Annotated in this window: 19 protein-coding genes; 9 read left to right on the top strand and 10 right to left on the bottom strand. The window is 50.3% G+C overall.

Annotation, left to right across the window (positions count from 1 at the left end):
* Positions 1 to 179 precede the first annotated feature (179 nt).
* Positions 180 to 1,154, bottom strand: coding sequence for an electron transfer flavoprotein subunit alpha/FixB family protein (locus tag DFER_RS06130; RefSeq protein WP_015810744.1), 975 nt, complete (start codon positions 1,152 to 1,154; stop codon positions 180 to 182).
* 27 nt (positions 1,155 to 1,181) lie between these two features.
* Positions 1,182 to 1,919 carry an electron transfer flavoprotein subunit beta/FixA family protein gene (locus DFER_RS06125; RefSeq protein WP_015810743.1) on the bottom strand — a complete coding sequence of 246 codons (738 nt, stop codon included), beginning with the start codon at positions 1,917 to 1,919 and terminating at the stop codon, positions 1,182 to 1,184.
* A gap of 94 nt (positions 1,920 to 2,013) precedes the next feature.
* Between DFER_RS06125 and DFER_RS06120 the strand changes: the two genes are divergently transcribed.
* On the top strand, positions 2,014 to 2,340 hold the full coding sequence (locus DFER_RS06120; protein WP_015810742.1) for a hypothetical protein: 327 nt from the start codon (positions 2,014 to 2,016) through the stop codon (positions 2,338 to 2,340).
* A gap of 103 nt (positions 2,341 to 2,443) precedes the next feature.
* Complete coding sequence (locus DFER_RS06115; protein WP_015810741.1) at positions 2,444 to 2,800, top strand: hypothetical protein; 357 nt, start codon at positions 2,444 to 2,446, stop codon at positions 2,798 to 2,800.
* Between the two features lie 83 nt (positions 2,801 to 2,883).
* Here DFER_RS06115 and DFER_RS06110 read toward each other — a convergent pair whose 3' ends face one another.
* Entirely contained in the window at positions 2,884 to 4,188 is a 1,305-nt protein-coding gene (locus DFER_RS06110) for a Gfo/Idh/MocA family protein (RefSeq protein WP_015810740.1), read from the bottom strand.
* Between the two features lie 26 nt (positions 4,189 to 4,214).
* Positions 4,215 to 5,513, bottom strand: a complete 1,299-nt coding sequence (locus DFER_RS06105) for an acetylxylan esterase (protein ID WP_015810739.1) — start codon at positions 5,511 to 5,513, stop codon at positions 4,215 to 4,217.
* Positions 5,514 to 5,675: 162 nt separating this feature from the next.
* Between DFER_RS06105 and rluF the strand changes: the two genes are divergently transcribed.
* From rluF to pgi, 6 genes are all read left to right on the top strand, one after another.
* On the top strand, positions 5,676 to 6,422 hold the full coding sequence (gene rluF, locus DFER_RS06100; protein WP_015810738.1) for a 23S rRNA pseudouridine(2604) synthase RluF: 747 nt from the start codon (positions 5,676 to 5,678) through the stop codon (positions 6,420 to 6,422).
* A 124-nt stretch (positions 6,423 to 6,546) separates the two neighbouring features.
* Positions 6,547 to 7,317, top strand: coding sequence for a hypothetical protein (locus tag DFER_RS06095; RefSeq protein WP_015810737.1), 771 nt, complete (start codon positions 6,547 to 6,549; stop codon positions 7,315 to 7,317).
* A gap of 168 nt (positions 7,318 to 7,485) precedes the next feature.
* Positions 7,486 to 7,908, top strand: a complete 423-nt coding sequence (locus DFER_RS06090; protein ID WP_041734768.1) for a hypothetical protein — start codon at positions 7,486 to 7,488, stop codon at positions 7,906 to 7,908.
* 167 nt (positions 7,909 to 8,075) lie between these two features.
* On the top strand, positions 8,076 to 9,281 hold the full coding sequence (locus DFER_RS06085) for a heparan-alpha-glucosaminide N-acetyltransferase domain-containing protein (protein WP_015810736.1): 1,206 nt from the start codon (positions 8,076 to 8,078) through the stop codon (positions 9,279 to 9,281).
* A gap of 69 nt (positions 9,282 to 9,350) precedes the next feature.
* Positions 9,351 to 10,190: a sugar phosphate isomerase/epimerase family protein gene (locus tag DFER_RS06080; RefSeq protein ID WP_015810735.1), complete on the top strand. Its 840-nt coding sequence runs from the start codon at positions 9,351 to 9,353 to the stop codon at positions 10,188 to 10,190.
* A gap of 81 nt (positions 10,191 to 10,271) precedes the next feature.
* Positions 10,272 to 11,921: a glucose-6-phosphate isomerase gene (gene pgi, locus DFER_RS06075; RefSeq protein WP_015810734.1), complete on the top strand. Its 1,650-nt coding sequence runs from the start codon at positions 10,272 to 10,274 to the stop codon at positions 11,919 to 11,921.
* Here pgi and DFER_RS06070 read toward each other — a convergent pair.
* Positions 11,918 to 12,274 carry a VanZ family protein gene (locus DFER_RS06070; protein WP_015810733.1) on the bottom strand — a complete coding sequence of 119 codons (357 nt, stop codon included), beginning with the start codon at positions 12,272 to 12,274 and terminating at the stop codon, positions 11,918 to 11,920. The two genes, pgi and DFER_RS06070, sit on opposite strands and share 4 nt — an antisense overlap.
* A 204-nt stretch (positions 12,275 to 12,478) precedes the next feature.
* On the opposite strand from DFER_RS06070, the gene DFER_RS06065 reads away from it, so the two are divergent.
* On the top strand, positions 12,479 to 14,929 hold the full coding sequence (locus DFER_RS06065) for a carboxylesterase family protein (RefSeq protein ID WP_015810732.1): 2,451 nt from the start codon (positions 12,479 to 12,481) through the stop codon (positions 14,927 to 14,929).
* 103 nt (positions 14,930 to 15,032) lie between these two features.
* On the opposite strand, the gene DFER_RS06060 is transcribed toward DFER_RS06065, so the two are convergent.
* From DFER_RS06060 to rplT, 5 genes are all read right to left on the bottom strand, one after another.
* Complete coding sequence (locus DFER_RS06060; protein WP_015810731.1) at positions 15,033 to 15,851, bottom strand: SDR family oxidoreductase; 819 nt, start codon at positions 15,849 to 15,851, stop codon at positions 15,033 to 15,035.
* Entirely contained in the window at positions 15,848 to 16,063 is a 216-nt protein-coding gene (locus tag DFER_RS06055) for a hypothetical protein (RefSeq protein ID WP_015810730.1), read from the bottom strand. Before DFER_RS06055 ends, DFER_RS06060 begins: the two co-directional genes overlap by 4 nt.
* Before the next feature lie 189 nt (positions 16,064 to 16,252).
* Entirely contained in the window at positions 16,253 to 18,172 is a 1,920-nt protein-coding gene (gene dnaK / locus DFER_RS06050; RefSeq protein ID WP_015810729.1) for a molecular chaperone DnaK, read from the bottom strand.
* Positions 18,173 to 18,349: 177 nt separating this feature from the next.
* Entirely contained in the window at positions 18,350 to 20,896 is a 2,547-nt protein-coding gene (locus DFER_RS06045) for a phosphocholine-specific phospholipase C (protein WP_015810728.1), read from the bottom strand.
* Positions 20,897 to 21,040: 144 nt separating this feature from the next.
* Complete coding sequence (gene rplT, locus DFER_RS06040; RefSeq protein WP_015810727.1) at positions 21,041 to 21,385, bottom strand: 50S ribosomal protein L20; 345 nt, start codon at positions 21,383 to 21,385, stop codon at positions 21,041 to 21,043.
* Between the last annotated feature and the right edge of the window lie 45 nt (positions 21,386 to 21,430).

Below are 21,430 nucleotides of genomic sequence, written 5' to 3'. Positions count from 1 at the left end.
CCATCGGCGGATCAAGGTTGCAAAAATAAATAACCCTTACTGCATAAAAAAATGCTGTAAGGGTTAAGATTCGGCGGCTATGGCCGGGCTAAAAACCAAAAGAGGTTAATCAATTGATTTATAGCCGTTTTTTAAATGCGCATTCCTGCAATTAATTTATAAAATGAGCCTAGAAGCCACTATTTGAGGCTTTTTGCCGCTTCCGTGAGTTTAGGCAGGATTTCGAAAACATCCCCGACGATGCCGTAGTCCGCCGCCTTGAAGAAAGGTGCCTCCGGATCTTTGTTAATGACCACAATGCATTTCGACCCATTGACGCCGGCAAGGTGCTGGATTGCGCCCGAAATGCCGCAGGCAATGTACAGGTTTGGTGCAACCTTAATGCCGGTCTGACCGATGTGCTCGTGATGCGGGCGCCAGTCGAGGTCGGAAACGGGTTTGGAGCATCCCGTGGCCGCACCCAGCGCTTTGGCAAGGTCGATCAGCGGCTGCCAGTGCTCGGGGCCTTTCATGCCGCGACCACCCGAAACGATGATTTCCGCTTCGGTGAGCGACAACTCAGAATCCGCTTTCTCGACACTCACAACACTGGCCGTGAAATCGCTGTCACGAAGTGTCGGCTGAAACGCCTCTAGCGCGACGCTTCCGCTTCCGAGCGCCGCTTCGTCGATTTCAATCGCGTTCTTGCGGACCACCAGTACTTTAATGTCCGATTTGATTTCGGTCGTTGCGAATGCCTTGCCTGTGAAAATCGCGCGGGTGACTTTGAAACCGCCGTCGGTTTCGGGCAAAGCCGTCACACCGGAAACGATTCCGGCTTTGAGCTTGGCCGCCGCCCGCGCCGCCATGGCATCACCCAGGCCGGATTTGGAAAGGATAATGACCTTACTGCCTTCCTGCGCGGCCGCCTGCACGAGCGCGTCGGCATACGCGAGGCTGTTTTCATGTTCCAGCCTGGCATTGGCCGCATGAAGCACTTTGGCCGCTCCGTAAGCGCCTGCTTTTTCCAGCTCACTTGCATCGGCTTTGCCCAATGCAAGCACTACGGCCTGGCCGCCGGTCTTTTCCGCAACTTTGGCGCCATAAGCAACTGCTTCCAGCGAGGTTTTTTTGATAGAACCGTTATCGAGTTCTACATATATAAGGACTGACATGATTGTTTTCGTTTGAATGAAGAAAAATTACAGCACTTTTGCTTCGGTTTGCAGCAACCTGATGAGCGTTTCCGCTTCACTGGCAGGGATTATCTTGCAGGCGCCTTTCGGGGCGGGCAGTTTGTAACGCTGCGGAACGGTCATATCATCCACTGAAACCGGTTCTACCACATTCAATGGTTTGGTACGCGCCGTCATAATGCCGCGCATATTCGGGATTTTCCATTCTGCGATGGGCTCCTGGCAGCCGAGTACAAGGGGCAGCGGCGCTTTGAGTACTTCCTTGCCGCCGTCGATCTCGCGGGTAATGGTGGCAGTGCTTCCGTCGAGGTCGAGCTTCATCACAGGTGAGTAGGACGGGATGCCCAGCATTTCGCCAACCAGCCCGTGCACAACGCCGCTGTTATAGTCGATCGACTCGCGGCCCATTAATATGAGGTCGTAGCTGGCCTGCCCGGCAATGTGGGCGATCTGCGCGGCTACAAAATAGGAATCTTGCGGATCGGCATTCACGCGGATGGCGTCGTCGGCACCAATGGCGAGTGCTTTGCGTATCTGCGGTTCGGCGTCGGCCTCACCTACGTGCAGGACGGTGAGGGTTCCGCCGAGCTGCTCTTTTAACTCCACACCGCGCGCCAGGGCGTAGTCATCGTACGGTCCGATGATGAACTGTACCCCGGCCTTGTTGAGCCGCGTGTCGTTATCGGTGAAGCTTATTTTGGCGGTTGTATCAGGAACATTAGTTATACAAACGAGTATTTTCATGATGGTATGGTTACTTTTCTGTACGTTTGATGAGAATAACTTTGCCCGGGCAAATTAAGGGAAAAGTAAACAGTATGCAAGCATAATAATATTGATGAATAACTCCTTATTAGCCAATCTGATCGCATTTTACCAAGAGGACCCCGCCGATCCGTTCAATGCTTACGCACTCGCCATCGAGTACGTAAAGTCGGATGCCGCGGAAGCCGAGCGTTATTTTGACCTGCTATTGGAAAAACATAAGGATTATTTACCGACTTATTACCACGCTGGCGCATTTTTTGCTGCGTTAGGTAGAATAGAAAAGGCTGAGGAAATTTATCAGAAAGGTGTGCAGCTGGCAGTCATACAAAAGAACGCCAAAGCGCACCGCGAACTCCTCTCGGCCTATAACAACTTTCGGGACGAACTCGATGACTGATCGTCCCGGAATGCCTGCCACGTTCCCTCTATCAGGTTTAGGTTAATTTAAAAAATTTTGGTAGTCCCGTTCAGAACGGGCGAACAATTATTGATGCTTATATATGGAAAAGGAAGCGTTCATCCCGCTGGTAGTGAAGTGGGCAAAGTCACACGGGTTCAAGGAAATCCAGGCAAACATGGAAGGTTACGAAACGCCGAAATCGTACGAGCGGGCGGCGGACAATACCCGTTTTACGCCCGATGTGACAGGGGTAAACATGTTCAACCGGCATTATCTGGAAGTCTGTGTTAAATCGGACGAGATGCGCGCCAATATTTCCAAATGGAAGTTGTTGAGCGAACTGGCCGGTATGAAAGGAGCAAAACTGTACCTGATGGCCCCGCGCGGGCACGTGCGCTTTGCACGGGAAGCGGTGGATCAGTACAATATCCCGGCGGAAGTCGTGAAGATCGATTGATGGCATCTGGTCAGGTGTTGTCAGGTGTTGTCATTTCAAATGAATAAAATACCTGACAACACCCGAACACACCTGACTTCGTTTTAAACCTGCGGATATTTCCATTCCCCGCGGTAATCCCGGCTGAGGAGCTTGTTGGCTTCGTTGTCGCCCGGGATTATTTCTTTTTCTCCATCCCACACAATGCTTCGTCCCAATTTGTAGGAAAGCATCCCCAGCAGCGCCACATTCGTGGAGCGTTGCCCCACTTCAATTTCGCAAACCGGCGGTTTGTTGGTTTTGATTGATTCGAGGAAATTTGCCCAGAGCTCTTGGATATTCTGGTCATCCGGCTTGTTGAGCTGTGCATCCTGATGAACCACCGGTTTGTTCGGGTTAGTAGGATAGAATGTCCAGCCATCGAGCCAGCCCATGTGGAATGTGCCTTCGGTTCCGTAGAAATACACACCTACCGCCTGGTTAGGATGCGTTTTTTCGGCATTGTTGGCTGCGAATGTACGGTGTTCCCATTCCAACGTGAAGCCATCGAAATCGTAAACGGCTACCTGGTGATCGGGCGCATCGGTGCTGTCCTGACGGATCGCGCGGCCGCCGGTGGAGTAGATCTTTTTGGGATACTTCTGCTCCGACCACCACAATACCTGATCGAGCCAGTGGATGCCCCAGTCGCCCAGGGTGCCGTTGGCGAAATTGAGATAATTCCTGAAACCTTTCGGGTGCATGGTCTTATTGTAAGGGACCAGCTGGGCCGGGCCGCAATAAAAGTCCCAATCGAGCCCTTGCGGTGGTTCCGAATCGGGTGTTTTCTGACCGGGACCGCCGCCATAATGCACGAATGCACGCGCCATCCCGATTTTTCCTGCTTTGCCGGATTTAAGGAATTCCATACCCGACACATTGTGCGGCGATACGCGGCGGTGCGTGCCTACCTGAACGATGCGCCCGTGCTTGCGCGTGGCGTTCACCATCGCGCGGCCTTCCTTAATTGTGTGGGAAATGGGCTTTTCGACATACACGTGCGCACCCGCTTCAATGGCCGCAATGCAGCATAGCGCATGCCAGTGGTCGGGCGTAGCAACGATCACGATCTCGGGCTTCTCCTTGGCGAGCATTTCCCGGAAGTCTTTATAGAGCTTTGGTTTATCGGGCGTGAGTTTGGAAAAAACCTCCGCACAGGTTTTGAGCTGGTTTTGATCCACGTCGCAAAGTGCCACGAGTTTGGATTCACCTGCCTGCACGGCGCAGCGGAGGATATTTGTGCCCCACCAGCCCGCGCCGATAAGCGCCGTGCGGTAAGGAGATGCCCGTTTCAACGCCGTCAGCAAGGGAAGCGACGAGAATGCCGCGCCCGCCAGCGCCGATTTTTCAATGAATTGTCTGCGATCCATTTTAAAGGTTTCGGTTTGATAATGTATTATTTGCCTTTGAGTTTATCGACGAGCCAGCTGTTCATCGCATCGCGTTCCTCCGGATAAGTCCAGTGCCCGGTGTCGAGATAGAGTTTCAATTCTTTGGGCGCGGTGGTCACATTGTAAGCGGCGTACATGGATGTCGGCGGGCAGGTTTCGTCGTTGAAACCCCACATATAAAGGCCGGGAGCTTTCACGCGCCGCGCAAAATTCACCACGTCGTAGTAGGACACCGTGTTCAGCTTTTCCTTCATATTGTTCGTTTTGGCGCCATTCTTATCGAAATAATGCGGCCATCCGCCCGCGCGGCCGTGCAGGTAGCCCGTTACATCACTTAATGCAGGGTAGAATGCCCCAAGCCACTTGACGCGAGGGTCGAGGCCGGCCGTGATGATCGATAATGCGCCGCCCTGGCTTCCTCCCGTCACGGCCAGGTTGGTGCCGTCGTATTGCGGCAGGCTGGTTAAGAAATCGTTCGCGCGCACACAGCCGAGGTACACGCGTTTGTAGTAAAATTTATCCTTATCATCCAGATTATAAGTAGGATAGCCGTTCAAGACGCCCTGGCCCATATCGAGGTAAACCGACGGGTCCATGATCACCGGAATGCCGTGAATGCCTATTTCCAGGGTGATAATGTCCTTATCGGCCGTGGCCACGTCGCCATTGTAGGCGCGTACGCCCGCGCCCGGCACGCGCAGCAATGCGGGATATTTTCCTTCTTTTTTCGGAATGCTCAGAATGCCGTAAACACGCACGCCCGGACGGGTATTTTGCAGGCTAAGGTGGTAAACGTTCGTTTTTTCGGTGCAGCGTTCGGGTAGGAGCGTCATCTTAGCGTCCATCGGCACCGTGGCAAGTTCCTTTTTAGCATTGTCCCAAAACGTATCAAAATCTGTCGGATTCGCAACGGTGGGCTGGATTTTCAGCGGATCGAAACCGGCTGTTGACAGCCCGCGGAACTCCGCGCCGTCTACTGTGGCCCATGCAATGCAGCGGAGGAAACCAGGTGTTTTCAACGTTCCGCCGTCGACGGTTAATGTGCCGTTTGCGGCGGTTTTAGTCTCTTTAATGGTGGGTTCGAGCTTTTCCAGGCCAATTTCATATCGTACCTGCGCATTTTTCACCGGGTTGCCATTGCGCAACACCGTGATTTGAAACTGGACTTTATCTCCGGGTTTGTACGTCCAGTCGTCGCGGTCGGTCGTGACGATCACGTCCACGGGCCGCCGTGCCGGTTGGGCATGGAGGGAAATAATGGTAATCCAGAGGAAGATTTGGATTAGTAAAAAGCGATTTTTCATAGACCGGCAATTTGTTCTATTTTGTGATCAAACATCATTTGCATTGTGAGGTAAAGGGTGAAAAGCCGCGAATCTTTATTTGTAACCTTAATTTTTTTGCGATTTGAGCTAATTTGCCGTCGATTAGGAAAAGCAAGCAGCATTTAGAATACTAGAAAAGCATTGGAGCCAGTCAGGATCAACAAGTTTATCAGTGAAACCGGTTTCTGTTCAAGAAGGGAAGCCGACAAGCTCGTGGAGCAGGGGAGGGTTATGTTGAACGGCCGGAAAGCAGTTTTGGGTGATAAGGCAACGACTTCGGACGATGTGCGCGTGGATGGTAAGCCGCTCAAAGCCAAAAAGGCGGGCGTCTACATTGCATTCAACAAACCCGTGGGCATTACCTGTACCACCGAGCGGCATATCAAAGGCAACATCATCGACTACATCCGGCACAAGGAGCGCATCTTTCCCATTGGCCGGCTCGACAAGCCGTCGGAAGGACTGATATTCCTCACCAGCGACGGTGACATTGTAAACAAGATCCTCCGGGCGGGGAACAACCACGAGAAAGAGTACGTGGTGACGGTCAACAAGCCGATCACACCCGAATTCATACAAAAAATGTCGTCCGGCGTCCCCATTTTAGGGGTTGTAACTAAGAAATGCTTTGTCCGGAAAGACAGCAGCTACGTTTTTACCATCATTCTCACGCAGGGCCTCAACCGCCAGATCCGCCGGATGTGCGAGTTCCTTGGCTACAATGTGACGAAGCTGAAACGCGTCCGGATCATGAACGTTACGCTCAAAGACCTTCCCGTGGGCAAGTGGCGCGACCTGACAGCCGCGGAAATGCAGGAGATCAATGCGGCGATAGCCGGTTCGACGAAAACGGAAGAAGGGTCGTACCTGGACGACTGGGACGAATAGCAGAAAGTGCACTTAGATAAATGGCGCTAGCCGTTTGTTCATCGTCTCGGCAATCCGCTTACCAGCTTGATCTGTCATGTGTATCATTGTGACTAAATCACAAAAACACTAACAGATCACAGCTATGAGAAGAAATTTCTTCGTACTTCATTTTGCACTTTTGTTGCTGGGTTTGCTGCATTTCCAATGCACCGATCATGGGCCGCAAACCAATCCGCCAAAGGTCGCAACCGGCAATATGGCCGTGATAAACCCCGATCTCTTTCGTTTTTCGGTCAATCTGAGTGAATTCGCAGGCAACGCCGTTAAAGAATTCGGAATCGTTTACAGCGTACATTATTATGATGTACTGAAAGGCTCCCACACCGATAAGCCGACCTTAGACTGGCAAAAAATCCTCTTCAAAGATAACCCGTCCAACGGCCTGCATACCAAGGACGTGGTAGCGCCGGCCACCAGTTATTTCAGGATTTACTACCGGGCATATGCGGTTCTGAACGACGGGGCGGTACTGTATGGGGATATTAAATACGATCAGCAGGATAAATCGGGCCGCGCAATACTTGAATTCGTGGGCGTTCCCAAATTAGCAAAGCCTTATCATGCGGGTATTATTCTGATGGATATGGGACAAAAACCGATCAAAAACTATGGCGTTGTTTATTCTTACAATACCGCTGCAAATCAGGCAATCGCCGCTATGCCAACACTGGCCAGCAAGTCCATTAAATTCTCGTACGAAAACGTCAAAATCTCGGTCGGTGGCTCCGGCACAGGATTTCTGCTTGACAACCTAGCGGAAAATAATGTGAATGAAATCTATGTCCGAAGCTTCGTTGAATTGACCGACGGGACGGTCGTTTACGGCAGATATGTCGGGCATGCCAAGAAATGATAATTAGTCGGCCGACGGTCATTCGCAAGTCTGCCAAATCTCCGATGGATAATTCATTGCTAGCCGCAGGATAACGGACGCCGCAAAGGGCATCCTAGTCTTCGCGTACTGACTTTATCTTGGATTTGGAAATCCAGAAACTCTTTCATTTAAACGTAAAAATCACCCATGAGAACAATTTCTATCCGTAGTCTCGGAATACTTGTCTTCGCCTTTTTTTGGTGCGTTGCTTGTACTGATCATGAGCCGCAACAGCCACAAGTAGTTCTGCCGGTAGTTAAAACGGGCGCCAGTACTTTCAATAGCCAAACTCAGACTCCAACCTTTCATGTCCAAATAGAAAGCTTAGGGAATGTTGGTATAACAGAGTATGGTATCGCATATCTTCTCGCGCCAAACGGAAGTAATCCCGCAAATTACAACCCAACTGTTAGTGGACCGAAGGTGATCTTTGACTTGCCCGCCACAGTAGGCAATCACTCAAAGCCAGCGCCTTTTACAGACCAGCAGGTAGATGTTTATCATTATAGGGCATATGCAATTCTGCAAAACGGGAATGTCGTCTATGGTGAGAAATTTGCCGACGATTAGACGACCCGGGCATATATATAAGTCAATTAGTTAATCTGAGACCAACTTGCTTGCATGGCAGCAGGTTGGTCTCGTTTTTCTTCCCGCGTTCATAGCGGAAATGCATTCAGATTCAAGAAAGCCGAAAAACCGCTATCTTAGGTTTTTCCTAAATCCAATCTTTCTGAATGAACAAAGTTGCCTCTTCCTCGCTACGCCTGGATTCGATCGATGTGTTCCGGGCGGTTACCATGCTTTTAATGATCTTCGTGAATGACTTTTGGACGCTCGAAGCAGTGCCCAAATGGCTGGAACACAGTAAGGCGGAAGAGGATGCCATGGGCCTGTCGGATGTCGTTTTTCCAGCGTTCCTGTTTATCGTAGGCCTTTCCATTCCATTCGCCATATCCAATCGCAGGAAGAAGGGTGACGGTAATGCATTAATCATCAGGCATATAGCCGAACGGACTTTTGCTCTGTTGCTGATGGGTATATTCATCGTAAACTTCGAGAACATAGCCGAGCCCGCGATGGTGATCAGTAAATATGTGTGGGAGATCGGCATGGTGGCAGCATTTTTCCTGATCTGGAATGTCTATCCTAATGATCCTGCAAGGACTTCGCTTTACACCGGCTTGAAGATAGCTGGCTATCTATTGCTGGCAGGCCTGGCTTTCATTTACAAAGGCGGCGATGCTGCTAATCCCTCGTGGATGGGCACGCATTGGTATGGTATCCTTGGCCTGATCGGCTGGTCGTACCTGCTGGGCGCGCTCACGTATGTACTTACGGGTGATCGCCTCGGATGGGCGGTTGTTGCATGGGTGTTTTTTGTGGTTTTCAATCTCGCGGAGTTTGCAGGGGCGCTTGACTGGCTTCAATCAGTCAAAGATTATGTATGGATCGTGGGTAGCGGCTCGATGCCCGCGTTTGTCATGGGCGGAGTGGTGGCTTCGGTGGTTTATCGGAAAAGTGCAAATCGGGATGCGGCGCGCGGTGCTTTTCTGCTGACGTTGGTCGTGCTGGGAATGGTCTTGTTCGCGTATGGTGCTGCTACCCGCCCTTTCTGGGGTATTTCCAAAATTCGTGCTACACCGGCCTGGATCGGCATTTGTTTGGGAATCAGTTTCTGGGCATTTGCATTTTTTTACTGGCTGGTCGATATGCGTAGGATCAGCAGGTGGGCGGATATCATCAAACCCGCGGGTACCGCAACATTGACCTGTTATTTGATTCCTTATATCTGGTATGCAGTCAATTCGCTGGCCAGCATCAGCCTGCCCGCCGTGGTACGCACCGGCGGCTTGGGGCTCGTCAAATCTGCTTGCTTTTCATTGCTGGTCATCATGCTCACAGGCGCCATCAACCGCGTCGGCATTAAACTTAAAATATAAGGCGATAGGTGGTAAATTCCCGACTCTTCGTCTTTTATTAAAACAGCAATCCATATCAAATCAATCAGAATGAATTCCAGGAGAACATTTGTCAAGAAAGGCATTGCCGGACTGATGGCAGGCAGCATTGTGCCATTTTCGGAAAAAGTGAATGCAGCCGGAACGCCGGCTAAAAAGGAAGATACCTTTAAGCTCGGAGTAGCCGGTTACAGTTTCTATCATTTCAAACTTGATGAAGCACTTGAAATGATGAAGAAGACAGATGTTCATTTCCTGTGTATCAAGGACTTCCATTTGCCTTATAACAGCACGGCGGAGCAGATCACCGCTTTTCATCAGAAGCTCAAAGACGCGGGTGTTACCGGCTATGCCGTCGGGCCGATTTATACGAAGACGCACCAGGACATCGATAACGCATTCGATTATGCCAAGCGCGTAGGTGTGGATCTCATCGTCGGCATTCCTAACCATGACGATTTGAAGTATGTGGAGCAGAAAGTGAAGGAAACCAATATCCGCTACGCCATTCACAACCACGGGCCGGAGGATAAGTTGTATCCCAATGCGACCTCAGTTTACAATCACGTCAAAGATCTCGATCCGCGGATCGGCCTTTGCTTCGATATGGGCCATAACCAGCGTGACAACCAGGACCCGGTCACGGATTTAGGGAAATACAGCAAGCGTATTTTCGACATACACCTTAAAAACGTGACTGCCGCAACGAAAGACGGCAAAACCTGTGAATTGGGTCGCGGGATTATTGATATTCCAGCGTTTGTGAAAATGCTGCGGAAAGTGAAGTACTCTGGTTCATGCAGCCTTGAATATGAGAAAGATATGAAGGACCCATTGGCCGGCATTGCCGAGTCGGTTGGTTATTTCCGGGGCGTTTGCCAGGCGAGTTAATGAGGAAAAAGCGCATTTAGTGCCGTAAAACCCTATTTTTGCATCTCCAAGGTTTGATTTTTTACCATAACGCCAAAACTAATGCTATCAAACGTCCCCTTTGATCAGTTGGCGGCTTATAAAAAGCTGAAAACGCATCACAAAACCATCTCTCAGAAACATCTGAAAACCCTTTTCGAGGAAGACGCCGACCGCCATAAAAAATTCTCCATTCGTTTTGGAGACATATTGCTGGATTACTCCAAAAACCGCATTACGTCACGCACACGCTCATACCTCGTTCAGCTGGCCGAAGAAGCAGGCCTGGCCGAGGCGATTGAGGCGATGTTTACCGGCGAGAAGATCAATGCGACGGAAGACCGGGCTGTTTTGCACACCGCATTGCGGAACCGTTCCAACGAACCGGTGCTCGTGGATGGTAAGGATGTGATGCCGGATGTGAATGAGGTGCTTGCGAAAATGAAAGATTTTTCGACGCGCGTCAGATCTGGCTCGTGGAAGGGCTACACCGGTAAAGAAATCACGGATATCGTGAATATCGGGATCGGTGGGAGCGACCTCGGCCCAGTAATGGTAACCGAGGCGTTGAAAGCCTACGCTAAAAATGGCTTGAACGTCCATTTCGTATCGAACGTCGACGGTACCCACATCGCGGAAACGGTGAAGTCGCTCAATCCGGAGACTACGCTGTTCATGATCGCTTCCAAAACTTTTACGACGCAGGAAACGATGGCCAACGCGCACAGCGCTCGCAGCTGGTTCCTCGAAAAGGCGTCGAACGAGGAGCACGTGAAAAAGCACTTCGTTGCCATCTCGACCAACCGCACGGAAGTCGAGAAATTTGGTATCGATCCTGAAAACATGTTCGGCTTCTGGGATTGGGTAGGAGGTCGCTACTCGCTGTGGTCGGCGATCGGTTTGTCGATTGCGTGCTATGTGGGCTTCCAGAATTTTGAGCAGTTGCTCGCGGGCGCACACGAAATGGACAAGCATTTCCGCACCACCAAGTTGGAACGCAACATTCCCGTGATCCTCGCATTGCTTGGAATCTGGTACAACGATTTCTTCGACGCGCAAACTCAGGCGATCCTGCCGTACGATCAATACATGCACCGTTTCGCCGCGTACTTCCAGCAGGGCGATATGGAGAGCAATGGAAAAAGTACCGGTCGCGATGGTAAAGCGGTGGGTTACCAAACCGGTCCGGTGATCTGGGGCGAGCCGGGCACCAATGGGCAGCACGCATTTTACCAGCTGATCCACCAGGGTACGAAGCTGATCCCTTGTGATTTCATTGCACCGGCAGTAAGCCACAACCCGCTGGGTGATCATCACAAAATGCTGTTATCCAACTTCTTCGCTCAAACCGAAGCGTTGATGAACGGCAAAACCGACGAGGAAGTCCGTGCAGAATTGAAAGCTGCCAAAAAGAGCGATGCGGAGATCGAGCAAATTGCGCCGTTCAAAGTGTTCTCGGGTAACCGACCGACCAACTCGCTCCTCGTGAAGAAAATCACTCCGAAAGTGTTGGGCAGCCTGATCGCCATGTACGAACACAAGATTTTTGTACAAGGTATCATCTGGAACATTTACAGCTTCGACCAATGGGGGGTTGAGCTCGGCAAGCAACTGGCGAACAAAATCTATCCGGAGTTGCAAAACGACTGGCCGGTGACCAACCACGACAGTTCTACCAATGGTTTGATCAACCAATACAAACGCTGGCGCTAATTTTTCAGAACCAGCTTTGTAAAAAGATAACCGATTAACACACCAGCAGCATCTGCCACTGCGTCCCACCAGTCAAAAGTGCGGTCGAATGGCAGAAGCTGCTGGTAAAATTCCAGTCCAAGCCCGTAAGCCATTCCCAATCCTACCACCAACCGGCTTTTTTGAGGGTAAATAATCAGCGCGAGAATCGCCCATACTGTAAAGAGTCCCGAGTGGACAATTTTATCAAAACCTAAGACGGGTGCGGCAGGCAAGTCTTTGCCCGGCCATGTGCACGCAACCAAGATCAAAAAGCTCCATAACCAAATAATCCATTGACATTGAGCGATAAAGCGGACAGCTGATTGTAACATTTTCAAGTTATGATCTTATTGTTTGTATACCGAAAGTTACGGACGGTTTTTGAATTTTCGTTTGCTAAACCCACTAAATGGGGTAATTTGGGACAATATACGTAGCCATTAGCTTGTGTTTTTGAGTTAATTAAAAATAAGACATTACATTATTAATTTTTTTAATTAAGTTTAGTTCATTGTCTGAATGCTAAACCTGTTTCAATGAAAAGAATTTTTGCGACACTCACGCTTGTCTTTACGCTTACTCAAAGTCACGCTCAATCCGTTTACCATTTTGAAGAAGGGCTGGCCATTGGGCCGTGTCATCAGTATGGCCGAGAGGCATTGTACACCGATCAGCTCGCTTACCAACTCTACAAAGGCACGCTGAAACCGCAAGAAGGAAGCGTACTTTTGACCGACCCGAAGGCGGGTGAAGTAAAATGGAAGAAAGTAAAGGCGGACTCGACTCATCGTTTTCGTGGCGATGCGTTTTCGAATGGTTATGTTTATTTAACCTATGAATCCAAAAAGGAACAAACTGCGATCTTGACGATCACCGGCCAGGATATGATTTTCCTGAATGGCGTGCCGCGGGGAGGGGACATGTACCGTTACGGTTGGATGCATTTGCCGGTCGTGCTGAAAAAAGGTAAGAATGAAATTTACGCGCGCGTCGCCCGGTTCGGCCGTTTCGGCGGAATTACTGCCAACCTCAGCTTCCCTGCAAAAGCCGTTTCGCTCAGCACGGAGGATTTGACGATCTCTGATATCGTGCCGGGTTTCAAAAACGATTCACTCTGGACTGGAATGGTCATTTCAAATATGTCGGCGAAACCGCTGACCGGTCTGGAAATGCGGACGACGCTGGCTGGACGAGAAATCAAGACGCCGCTTCCCCCGGTTCCCGCGATGACATTGCGCAAAATTCCGGTGCTCATTGATGGAAGCCAGGTAGCCAATCCCGGGAAAAATGAGGTGACGATGAGCTTGTCACAAAATGGAAAGGAGATTGATCAGGTAAAAATCGCGATACAATCTGTTGAGCCAGGCAAACAATACAGCCGGACATTTGTGAGCGGACTTGATGGCAGCGTTCAATATTACGCAGTTTCACCACAAGTCAATGGCACTTCGGCAGAGAAACCGGCATTGTTTCTTTCAGTTCACGGAGCTGAGGTTCAGGCGATTAGTCAGGCGAGAGCTTATAAACCGAAAGATTGGGGCGTACTGGTAGCGCCTACCAACCGCCGGCCGCGCGGGTTCAACTGGGAAGATTGGGGCAGGCTCGATGCGCTGGAAGTACTGGGTATAGCTGAAAAACAGTTCAAGCCTGATCCTTCGCGTATATACCTTACCGGCCATTCGATGGGCGGGCATGGAACGTGGTTTCTTGGCGCGACTTATCCGGGCAAATGGGCTGCCATTGCCCCTTCCGCCGGTTACCCTACGCTGGCGGCGTATGGCTCGCACGACGGCGTAATCCCCGATAGCGCGGGTTCGCCGGTTGAGGCTATGTTGCTGAGAGCCAGCAATCCAAGCAATGTATTGGCATTGACTTCCAACTACAAAAGCCTTGGCGTGTACGTTGCCCACGGCGACGCGGACAGGACGGTGCCGGTGACTTATGCGCGCCAGATGCGCGATATTCTCGGGAAGTTCCACCGCGATTTCAGTTATTATGAGCACATTGGAGGAGAGCACTGGTATGGCGACATCAGCGTGGACTGGCCGCCGCTTTTCAATTTTTTCAGCTGGCATTCGATTCCTCAAGATACCACGGTTACTGCAATCGACTTTAAAACCGCCAACCCGGGGATTTCCTCGCGCATGCGCTGGGCGGGTGTGCAGCAGCAGCTTAATGCATTGAAATACAGTCACATTAAACTAACGAGCAGCAAAAAAGACCTTCGCATTGAAGGAACGACCGATAATGTTGCGTTGCTTTCGCTGGACCTGGCAGCTTTTACTCCTGGGTCGAAAGTGAAAATTGTACTGGATGGTCAAGCTCCGATAACGCATGAAGTGAAAGGCAAAGAAACCATTTACCTTAAAAATGAGGATGGATGGAAAATCGGTGGCGCTCCGACGATGCAGGAAAAGAATGCCGATCGGAATGGCACTTTGAAAGATGCATTCAGAAACCGAATGGTGTTAGTGTACGCGACGGGCGGATCGCCGGAGGAAAAGGCATGGGCCATGGATAAGGCGAAGTTCGACGCCGAGTCGTGGTACTATCGCGGCAATGGGGCGGTGGATATTATTTCGGACAAAGACTTTGATCCACAGCAGTTTAAAGATAGAGGTGTGATTTTGTACGGTAATAAGACCACGAATGTAGCCTGGGATAAAGTCTTAAAAGACTGCCCGGTTACTGTAACGAACGGCAAAATCAGCGTGGGTGATAAGCAGTTTTCAGGTGCTGATCTGGCTGCGTATTTTATCTATCCAAGGTCGGACAGCCACACTGCGTCGGTAACGGTGATTTCCGGAACCGGCAAGCTGGGTTTTCAGGCCGCCAATGCGAATCAGTATTTCAGCGGTGGCAGCGGGTTTCCCGACCTGATGATTTTCTCCGCGGAGATGTTGAAGGGCGGCATTAAGGAAGTGAAAATGGCCGGATTCTTTGGAAACGACTGGTCCGTAGAAAAAGGAGAATTTGTAACAAATTGAAAATTAGTTAGGTATAATGCAAAAACGTCAGGTCTCTCGGCCTGACGTTTTTTTGTTTAACTACTATATGTGACAACCAGTAGCTGCGGTTTAAATCGGGACATTAGCCGTTATCGGCGAATTCGGGATAGAGCGTCATACCGCCGTCGATATATAACGTTTCGCCATTCACGTAATCCGAATCGTCGGATGCCAGCCAGGCAACTGCCTTCGCTACGTCCTGCGACGTGCCGATCCGTTTATAAGGAATCAATTGCAAAAGGCTCTGGTATTTGTCCGGATCGGACCAAACGTCCTGATTAATAGGTGTTTTGATCGCTCCGGGACTTACCGAGTTCACGCGGATTTTGTGGGGCGCGAGCTCCTGCGATATGGATTTCATGAACATCATCGTCCCACCTTTAGAAGCGGCATAGTTGACGTGACCGGCCCAGGGAATCACATCGTGCACGGAGCTCATCAGGATGATTTTTCCGATGGCGAGTTCACTGTGTGTAACTTCCGTAGCCGACTGGTTTTGAGCAATAAATTGCTTCGCGGCTTCGCGGCAGGCAAGAAACTGGCCGGTGAGATTGACATCGATCACCTTTTGCCATTGTTCCAATGTCATTTCCAGGAACGGTGCGTCCTTTTGCAGGCCCGCATTGCTTACGAGCACATCCACCCGACCGAATTGGTTCACTGTTTCGGCAAACAGCGCTTTTACTTCATCTTCCTTGCTGACGTCGGCCTTTACCAGAATGGCGTTGCCGCCATTTGACTTGATTTGGTCGACGACCTCTTGTCCGGCTTCCGCATTGGAACTGTAATTGACTACGACATTCGCTCCGTTGTTTCCAAAGTGCACTGCACAAGCTTTTCCAATCCCGGAGCTTGATCCGGTCACAATGACGACCTGATCTTTGAACTTCAGATCATTCATATCATTTCTTTTTCGACAGACTTCAATTTTTTCCAAACGCGGCGGTTCACATTTTTAACCGCCCAGTTTTTCGCAATCAGAATTGCTTTGGAAACGGCTTCGCGCGGGGAGATGTTTGTTGATCTCAACAGTTCCTGCGCAACGGCAACCGCTTTTTCGCGGGTAGTGGGAGAAAGATACATCAATTCTGGTAATGCGATTCTTGCGTCCATAGGAGATGAATTTTAGTAGTGGTTGATTAGATTGATGATGATTGTATTCAAATTTCAGAAAAATCAATGCCAGGCATCCGGGAGCGCTTTTTCTATTTTTATATACGCTTAAAAACCCCAAAATGTAACATGGCAGGTAAAAAAAATCCCCATCTGTTTGACGGACGGGGACTTTTTCTAATCTGATTCTTATTTTACCTCTTCGAAATTAACGTCCGTTACGTCGTCAGTCGAACCGCTGTTGCCGGCACCTGCTCCCGGATTTCCGGTTGGGCCGCCTGCGCCAGGCTGGCCGCCGGGCTGTTCACCGCCCTGAGCGTACATTTCCTGCGCCGAAGCTTGCCATGCCGCATTCAGTTTTTCGGATGCAGCGTCGATCGCGGTCAGATCCTGCGATTGGTGAGCGGTTTTCAGCTCTGCCAATGCAGCTTCGATGCTCGACTTGTTGCTGTCAGAAAGTTTGTCGCCATATTCTTTCAGCTGTTTCTCAGTCGAGAAGATCAGGCTGTCAGCTCCGTTGATTTTTTCGATTTTTTCACGTTCTGCTTTGTCAGCAGCTTCGTTTGCTTTCGCTTCTTCACGCATTCTGGCGATTTCAGCGTCGGTCAAACCGCTGGAAGCTTCGATGCGGATCTTCTGCTCTTTGCCGGTTCCTTTGTCTTTCGCTGATACGTGCAGGATACCGTTCGCATCCACGTCGAATGTTACTTCGATCTGAGGTACACCGCGTTGTGCTGGCGGAATATCCGAAAGGTGGAAACGGCCGAGTGTACGGTTATTGGAAGCTTGCGGACGCTCACCTTGCAATACGTGGATCTCCACAGATGGCTGGTTGTCAGCAGCAGTTGAGAATGTTTCGGTTTTCTTCGATGGAATAGTGGTGTTCGCTTCGATCAGCTTGGTGAACACACCACCCAATGTTTCGATACCGAGTGACAAAGGAATTACGTCCAAAAGAAGTACGTCTTTCACTTCACCAGTCAATACACCACCCTGGATTGCAGCACCTACGGCCACAGCTTCGTCCGGGTTAACGTTTTTCGAAGGTTTTTTACCAAAGAACTTCTCTACTTCTTCCTGTACGCGAGGAATACGGGTCGAACCACCTACGAGGATCACCTCGTCGATATCGCTGTTCGAATATCCTGCGTTTTTCATCGCTCTCTTGCAAGGTTCCATCATGCGTTGGAAGAGCGTATCAGCCAATTGCTCGAATTTCGCGCGGGTCAAGGTGCGAACCAAGTGCTTTGGAATACCATCTACCGGGAAGATATAAGGCAGGTTGATTTCAGTCTGCGTAGAGCTCGACAATTCAACTTTCGCTTTTTCAGCAGCTTCTTTCAAACGCTGCAATGCCATTGGATCTCTGCGCAGGTCCACGTTTTCGTCCTTTTGGAACTCGTCGGCCAGCCAATTGATGATCACCTGGTCGAAGTCGTCACCACCCAGGTGGGTATCACCGTCGGTAGATTTTACTTCAAATACACCGTCGCCCAGTTCAAGGATAGATACGTCGAAAGTACCACCACCCAAGTCAAACACGGCGATTTTCATATCCTTATGCTGTTTGTCGAGGCCGTAAGCCAGGGCAGCAGCAGTAGGTTCGTTGATAATACGTTTTACATCCAGACCGGCAATCTGACCAGCTTCTTTGGTAGCCTGGCGTTCCGCATCGTTAAAATACGCAGGAACGGTGATCACCGCTTCTGTAACTTCCTGACCCAGATAGTCTTCCGCAGTTTGTCTCATTTTTTGGAGAATGAATGCAGAAACTTCCTGTGGCGTGTACAGGCGGTCGCCGATTGGAATGCGTGGGGTATTGTTAGGGCCTTTTTCGACGGAGTACGCAACGGTCTTCATTTCAGACGTTGTGTCATCGTATTTTTTACCCATGAAACGCTTGATGGAGCTAATAGTATGCTTGGGATTCGTAATCGCCTGACGTTTGGCCGGTGCTCCGATTTTGCGTTCACCATTATCCATGAATGCAACTACGGAAGGGGTAGTGCGGGCACCTTCGCTGTTGGCTATTACAACCGGCTCGTTACCCTCCATGACAGCCACGCAGGAGTTCGTTGTTCCTAAGTCTATGCCAATAATTTTTCCCATTGTTCTATTTTATAAGTTAAGTATGATATGATTTCTAGACTCTCTGACCGGCGGGCGCCGCAGCGCTTTTCCGTTGGTCACTGGGAGTTTTGTTAAAAAGCCCGTACCAGAAAGTTTCACACAAAACCGAAATGACAAAGTGTCAGGCCGTATTTCAGCCTGACACCCGGGAATGGATTAGCTGATCATCTGCCCCATGAACGGATCGCTTTGGCTTTCCGCACCGGTTTCCACATGGCCGGCAAACCGCGAGAATGCATGCTCGACTCCTTCAACCGCAACCGTGAAATCATACCAGTTGAAGCTTTTTGCGAGATTCAGGACAATCGTTTTTTGTGATTTCGCACCGGTGGACGCTTTTTCGAGCGTAATCTTTTGAGCGGCAGCACCATATGCATTGTCGGTAAGCGTGAGGCTGCATTTTTGGGAAGAATGCAGGTTGCTGATTTTCAATTCAATATGTCCGGTTGGCTTTTTGCTTCGGTTGAGTTGATAGGCACATTCGATTTTAACAGACGCATTTTCCTTGTCGCCGCTATATTCCCGGAAGAAACCGTTCGGGCCGTATGCTTTCAGATGGAATCGCTGGTTTTCGAAGTCGCCGACGTTCCAGGAGCCGGTTAGTGCGTCACCAGCTTTCACGGCGTAGTTCCAGACTTTCATCTGTTCGTTTTTGTATTTTCCCGGGGCATACACGATGAATGGCGACCCGGCAGATTTGTCGTGAAATATGCCATTTCTGGCTTCCAGGTTAATTTCAAATGCATTTTTGGCAGAGTTGAATGCGCAGTCGGCATATAACTCATACGGGATGGGGCACGCCGGGCGGGTTCCTTTTTCCTGATTCGGAAGGATCGGAGAGGTGAGCGGGTTGGCATTCACCTCGTCGATTTGGCTTTTGGTTAATGCTTTGTAGCCGTTCGGAAGTTTCTTGAATTTGGCATTGAAAATGCTTTCCATAAACTCCGTCCTTTCGAGGAACGTGGGCAGCTTTAGTTCCTGGCCGTCATAAGGAGTGAAGGTGGACGTCAGGTCGCCGCAAATGGTGCGCCGCCACTCGGTGATGTTTGTTTCCTTGATTTCCTTGCCGGATTTCAGGCTCACGAATTTTTCGAGGAATTGCAATATCGATGTGTGGTCGAATACCTCCGAGCACACATTTCCTCCGCGGTTCCAGGGTGAAGCGACGATGAGCGGCACGCGGTAACCGAGCCCGATGGGGCTTTCGCGACTGTCTTTCTTCGCTTTTTTGGTCATATCCTGCTCCAACGTCACAAACTCCGTCTTGCAATCGATGCCCGCCGAAACGGCGCCGGTGTCTTCTTTGTAAGGATCGGGAACGACGTACGGCGGCACGTGGTCGAAATAGCCGTCGTTTTCATCGTAGCAAAGGATAAAGATCGTTTTTTTCCAAACCTCCGGATTGGCCGTAAGAATGTCCAGCACTTCCGACACGTACCACGCGCCATACCAGGGCGAGGTGGGATGGTCGGAGAAGTTTTCGGGCGCTACCAGCCATGATACGGTCGGTAATGAACCGGTTTTGACATCCGAGCGGAACTGGTACAGCACATCGCCCATCGGCGCTTTGGCTTCATGTTCGATATCGCCGTCGTGGTACTTTATCGTGGTGATCTTCCGATAGTCCGGGTCGTTTTTGTTAATGGTAAATGCCTTGTTATGAATGTTTTTCTCGCGCTGCGAAAGCTTTTCGAACTTCTCGGCGCTCCAACGGATCAATTCCTCGTTGGCGAGTTTCAACAACGCCCGCTTTTCTTTCAGTATTTTTTCAAGATCATTCGCCTCCTTGCCCGACAGCGTTTTCAGTTTTGCCTGCGCCTGTTCGATCTCTCCGGGCAGCATTTGCTGGCGTTCTTTCAAATAGCGCTGGTAGCCCGTGTGGTAGCGGATATTGTACTGCGTGAACCATTCGATCGGGTTATCGGTGAAATTAGCGAGCCATGAATCCTCTTCGCCGGTGAATCCGGTATTGATACTCAGCTCGTTCTGGTAAATCCGCCACGAAACGCCGTTGTCTTCCAGGCGTTCGGGAAAGGTCGTCCATTTCGCTTCGCGGTCGTCCGTCACGTTTTCATTCCGGATATTGGCGTAATGCTTGTCTGGATCGGTATTCTCGCGGACAGTGCCCGTCCATAGGTAAAGGCGGTTGGGCGTGGTGCCGGTGAGCGACGAGCAGAAATTCTGATCGCACACCGTAAATGCATCGGCCATTGCATAGTAGAAAGGAATGTCCTCACGGTTATAGAATCCCTGGGTCAGGGGCATTTTGGCATAATCCTTATTGCCCGGTTGCTTGGCGATGAGCCATTTGTCATATTTTCCGCCATTGCGCGCATCCACCTGGTTCGGCCATGAATGCGGCAGCGAACCCATCCAGGTCGCTTTGGATTCCTTCATATTCAGCCGGAAAGGCACGTAAGTCTCTCCGAATGCATTCGTTTGCAGCCAAACCAGGTTGTTGTTCGGAAGCGTGATCGCGCGCGGGTCGTTGAAACCCCGTACGCCGCGGAGCGTTCCGTATGAATGGTCGAATGACCGGTTTTCCTGCATTAATATCACGACATGCTCGGCGTCTTTCCAGGTGGTGCCTTTCGGCGGGTTGATGGCCAACGCTTTCTGGATGGAAGCGGGTAGGGTGCTGAACAACCCGGCTGCTCCTGTGAGCATGGTGGCTTTCCGGATAAATTCTCTTCTTGAGTCCATGGTAAGGGTGAGTTATAGAAAGAAAAAGGGCTTCTAACGGTAGTACATCATTTTATGCAAATGTACTATCGTTTTAAAGCCCCTGCTTTATCTGACTATGAATATTGAAGCAAAAAAATCCCGCCACTCGGGCGGGATGCTGTTTTATTTTACCTGATCAACGATCGCTTTGAATGCGTCAGGATGGTTCATCGCGAGGTCCGCGAGCACTTTCCTGTTCAGCTCGATGCCTTTTGCATTAAGTTTGCCGATGAAAGCAGAGTAAGACAATCCGTGCTGACGGGTTCCTGCGTTGATACGCTGGATCCACAATGCGCGGAAGTTACGTTTTTTCTGCTTACGGCCTTCGTATGCGTAAGCCAAACCGCGTTCTACGGCGTTCTTGGCAACGGTCCATACATTTTTACGACGGCCGAAATAGCCTTTCGCGAGTTTTAAAACTTTTTTGCGTCTTGCACGTGACGCTACGTGGTTTACCGAACGTGGCATAATTTAAACTGTTTTTGATAATCGGCGCCCTGCTGGGACTTGAAT

The sequence above is a fragment of the Dyadobacter fermentans DSM 18053 genome (assembly GCF_000023125.1).
GTDB lineage: Bacteria > Bacteroidota > Bacteroidia > Cytophagales > Spirosomataceae > Dyadobacter > Dyadobacter fermentans.
The sequence above is the reverse complement of the archived record's forward strand: the minus strand, read 5'-3'. Positions and strand labels throughout refer to the sequence as shown.